The following is a 4,388-nucleotide window of genomic DNA, read 5'->3' as shown; positions in this document are numbered from 1 at the left end:
GCGGCAGCGCGCAAATAAGCTGTTCAATACACCAGCCTTCCCACGAAGCGCCGAATGCCGGATGTCCATATAGTTCCGTCATTGTAAAATCCGCTGAAAGCAGCAGGTGAATCCGGAGGAAGGCAGCACCCTGCCGCCTACTGAAAAACTGACCGTGGTTTGAGTAACACACCTGCTGTCATCAATCAATAATTTCTGTTTTTTTACGCATGGAACCTCCTTTGAGTTCAAATTTATGGGCGACATGAAACAAGCGGTCGCAGACCGCATCGGCGATGGTCGGATCACCGATGAAGGCGTGCCAGTCTTTGATGGGCAACTGACTGGCAATGAGGGTGGATTTGACCATGTAACGGTCTTCGATGATTTCCAGCAGATCTTTTTTGTCGGTGTCCGCCAGGGAGTTGAGGCCAAAGTCGTCAATGATCAATAAATCTACTTTGGTCAGTTTCTGCAGATATTTCAGATAATGACCTTCACCCCGGGCGGCCAGAAAGTCCCCCAGCATCCGCGGCCAACGGTGGTAAGAGACGGTAAAACCGTAACGACAGGCCCACTGACCGAAAGCACAGGCCAGATAACTTTTGCCCACCCCGGTCGGACCGGAGATCAAAATATTCTGATGCTTCTCCAGCCACTGATTGTTTTGTAAAGTCGTGATCTTCGCTTTCAGGAGGCCTCTGTTGGTCTGGTAATCAATGTTTTCCAAAGCGGCGGAAGAAAACTTTAGCTTGGCCATTTGCAGCAGGCGGCGTTGACGGTTGTTCCGGCGATGGATATACTCGTCATCCACCAGTAAGGCGGTAAACTCATCATGATTTAAATCCTGATGATCCGGCATAATCCGCCGGGACTGAAACGAGGCGGCCATACCGTGCAACTTCATTTCGTACATTTTGGACAGAGTCTGGCTCGTCATTTTATCGGCCCTCCCGGTAATAATCGGCGCCGCGGATATTTTCGTGCTTCCGGTTAAATGAAGGGGACGGTGACAACGATACCTGTTTATCCAGCCCGTTCTTTAAAATGTTCTCTACGCTCCGGTAAGAAAACGCCTTGTAGTCCAAAGCCCTTCGGCAGGCCAGGTTCAGACGATTTGCCGAATACACATTCTCCAGTCTGATAATGCCCAGGCAGGCTTTGTAAGCCTGTTCGGGAAACTTTCTTTGCGCCATGATTTCCTGAACAAGTTCCTGGACTGCAGGGCCGTATTTCCCCGCATAGTTGAAGATTCTCTCCGGCGTCCACTCCAGATATTTAATGTGCCGTTCAGGCATGTGTTCTCTTACGGTCGTATAACCATGCTCCCGGTAACTTCTGGCGTGGGAACAGATACGGTTCCCGTGATAGTACACCTCCAGGAGACTGACGGTTGCCTTGATATCGACTTCTTTATGAACGAATGTATAGGGAACAGAGTAATTATGGCTGCCATAGGCAATGTGATAGTTAAACTGCACTTTTGCTTTTTTCCATTCGGCGTATTCATAACGTTTCTCCGGCAATGGCAGGGCATGCGGCTTGTCCCACAGTTCAAAGAGCTCCCGGCGGCTCTTCTTCATTTTCTTCATGGTGCGGCGATTAAAGTCAGCCAGCAGTACCCGGATCGCCTGGTTTAATTCTCTCAGTGAATAAAAGGTCTGATTGCGCAGTCGGAACAGTATCCACCGCTTGGCCAGCTTCACGCCATTTTCCGCGCGGGATTTGTCCTTCGGTCGATAAGGCCTGGCCGGAAAGATGACGGTGCCGTAATGTTCGGCAAACTCCGCATAGGTGGGATTGATATCCGGTTCATACCGGGAGGCTTTACTGACGGCGGATTTTAGATTGTCCGGCACCATCGCCCGGGGACAGCAGCCGTAATACTCCAACGCGTGGATATTCAGACTGATCCAGGTGGCCAGTTTCTCGTCCAGAGAGCTTTCCGCATACAGGTAATTGGAGGCGCCCCAGACGCTGACAAATATCTTGGTGCGGGTTTCCTGTCCGGTTTGACGGTCGATTATCTTCAGCGGACTGTCACCGAAGTCCAGAAAGGTCTTCTCCCCGGCCTTGTGTTCCTGCCGCATGCTGTAGTTGAGTTTCCCGCGATAAGCATTGAATAAATCACAGAAATAGCTGTACTGATATCCATCCGGATTTTGTTGCTTGTATTCTTCCCACAATACGGCCAGGGTGGCGTCCGGTCGGCGGATTTCTTTTAATAAATACCCATAGTCCAGGGCAGGACGCCTGCTTTTGTCTTTTTTACCGGGGAACAGTTTGCTCTCCAATAGCGTATCGTTGATCTCCCCGGAAAGCGGCCAGCTTAAGCCGGCGGCGGCAAACCGCATGATGTATTGTCCGACCGTATAGCGGCTGATATGGTTGACCTTGGCGATGTTTGCCTGGGATAGTTTTGCTTCGTAGTGCAGTCGTAAGACTTCTTTGATTTTTCTCATACTGATCCTTTCCTGTGCCATCCGTGCCTCCCTATTGCGTTTTGGAAAACAGTATGGCCGTTATCGGTCAGTTTGTCAGTATGAGTTCCATTCCGGGATGAAAGCACCTGATTCCGCCATGCCGGCAGGCCTTTCCGCTACTTCACAAAAACCTGCTGCTTTGCCCCGGATCAGGGTGCCGGCATCCTCCGGATTGGGGTGCTGCCTTCCACCGGAATAGGGCGCTGCCTTGCAGCGGATTCTCCATGTAAAATTTTCATAGGCCAATTCTTTGAAGAAAGGCAGATTTTTACGCACTTTACCTACAGGGTTTGACCGCCAGTGCAATTCCATTTTCAGGCATATAAAAGCCAGAATCCGATAACAGGCTGCCTCCCCGGCCAGTATCTCCATCGGTCTGGTCCTTCTTCGAAATTCCTTGTTCAGCCGCTCAATAATATTAGTCGTTCGCAATGAGATCCACTCGTCAGGAGGAAAGTTGAAAAAGGTCAAACAGGCATCAATGCTCCGTTCCAGGCATTCTACCGCAGAAGGAACACTCTTTTGCCATCTCTGCCGAAAGGATTCAAAATACGCCCAAGACTTCTCGCGTGAAGGGGCGTAGAAGATAGATCGCAGATCATCAGCCACTTCCTGCTTGAACTTCTTGGGTACCTTGGCCAGGACATTCCGGGCCACATGGACTTGGCAGCGCTGGGTCTTAGCCCGGGGGAATTCTTCCTTGAAGACTGTTTCCAGGCCCGGTAAGCCGTCCATGATGCCTAACGTTACTTTGCTTCCGTCCAAGCCACGGGATTTTAAATCCTTAAAAAACTCCCGCCAGGAAGCAGCCGATTCCTTATCTCCGGATTGTAAACTCAAAACCAGCTTCTGCCCTGTTTCCGTCACTCCAATAGCCACAAGAACCGGAACTCTCTCTATACTTTGCTCCAAACGCATATTGAAATGGACACCATCTATGAAAAGATATCTAACCGGCTCTTGTGATAAATCTCGCTGCCGCCATTTTAACACGGCTTCCGTTAATTCCACATTGACTGAGCTGACCTCCGCCGGAGATATCTTCCGGCCGATCAATCTCTCCGAAATCATCGAGAGACTACGGGTGCTGATACCGCCTAAAAACAAAATACCCAAATCTCTGCCAAGCTCTGTCTCGTATTGCCTGCTCCTGGGAAGGACCGAGGTCTTAAATTCTCCTTCTCGATCACGGGGAATCTTGACTTTGACCTCTCCTATATTCTTTAATGTGAAAGAACGATCATAGGAACCGTTGCGATGCTTTGCATTGCCGGCAACTCGAACATAGGCATCTCGTCCCATAAATTGGGTCAGCTCTGCGTCCATCATGGCCGTCAAATACTTCCCAACTGTATCTCTAACATCCAGTCGGATCAGCTCAAAAAGTTGCTCCGGCCGTTCCTGAATAACCTTGAAAATATCTGCAATCTCCGCTACCGTTACTTCCAGTTTCATGGCGCTTTCTCCTTTTATGATTTGGTTTTTGGGGAAAAACCCTTCTAAAGGAAAAGCGCCTTTTTTTCTACCTTTTTGGCTCCTTTAAATTTACACAAAAAATTATACACTACCTATTTTTTTATATCAGCAATAGAGTAATTGTGCCTGTTTAATTTTTTGGGGCACAATTGTCAATATTAAAGATTCGACCCCAGTGTATGACCCCAGTGCATGACCTTACTCTTGCCTGACTATATCTATTGAGATCTCCACCGCCGGAATCGTTCCTCTGTTCTCAAGCCAGTGTATGGTGTTCCTATCCTCGGGCCAGCCCACTCCCGGTCCATAGTCCGTAGCGACCCCATTTCGATGGTCAGTGATAGTTCCTTGCAATATGTAGACTGTGCCTGGTCTGTCTTTATGGTCGTGAATTGGGCCAAAGACACCTCCAGGCTCGATGGTCACCATACGCATTCGAAGTTGCCGCCC

4 protein-coding genes are annotated in these 4,388 nt (G+C 49.4%); all 4 read right to left on the bottom strand.

The features are described from left to right. Positions 1 to 181: 181 nt before the first annotated feature. On the bottom strand, positions 182 to 919 hold the full coding sequence (istB, locus tag VIS94_14845) for an IS21-like element helper ATPase IstB (GenBank protein ID HEY9162352.1): 738 nt from the start codon (positions 917 to 919) through the stop codon (positions 182 to 184). 1 nt (position 920) lies between these two features. Continuing rightward, positions 921 to 2,462, bottom strand: coding sequence for an IS21 family transposase (gene istA / locus VIS94_14840; GenBank protein HEY9162351.1), 1,542 nt, complete (start codon positions 2,460 to 2,462; stop codon positions 921 to 923). A 54-nt stretch (positions 2,463 to 2,516) separates the two neighbouring features. Next, a complete protein-coding gene (locus VIS94_14835; GenBank protein ID HEY9162350.1) occupies positions 2,517 to 3,917 on the bottom strand; it encodes an IS256 family transposase in 1,401 nt (466 codons plus the stop codon). 219 nt (positions 3,918 to 4,136) lie between these two features. Next, on the bottom strand, positions 4,137 to 4,388 hold a 252-nt coding region (locus VIS94_14830; GenBank protein HEY9162349.1), incomplete at its 5' end, for a cupin domain-containing protein.

The organism is Desulfomonilia bacterium, assembly GCA_036567785.1.
GTDB lineage: Bacteria > Desulfobacterota > Desulfomonilia > UBA1062 > UBA1062 > DATCTV01.
The sequence above is the reverse complement of the archived record's forward strand: the minus strand, read 5'-3'. Positions and strand labels throughout refer to the sequence as shown.

What these genes read in the sequence shown, in the direction of transcription:
- istA (HEY9162351.1), bottom strand. Translation starts at nt 2,462, where the DNA reads ATGGCACAGGAAAGGATCAGTATGAGAAAAATCAAAGAAGTCTTACGA.
- VIS94_14835 (HEY9162350.1), bottom strand. Translation starts at nt 3,917, where the DNA reads ATGAAACTGGAAGTAACGGTAGCGGAGATTGCAGATATTTTCAAGGTT.
- istB (HEY9162352.1), bottom strand. Translation starts at nt 919, where the DNA reads ATGACGAGCCAGACTCTGTCCAAAATGTACGAAATGAAGTTGCACGGT.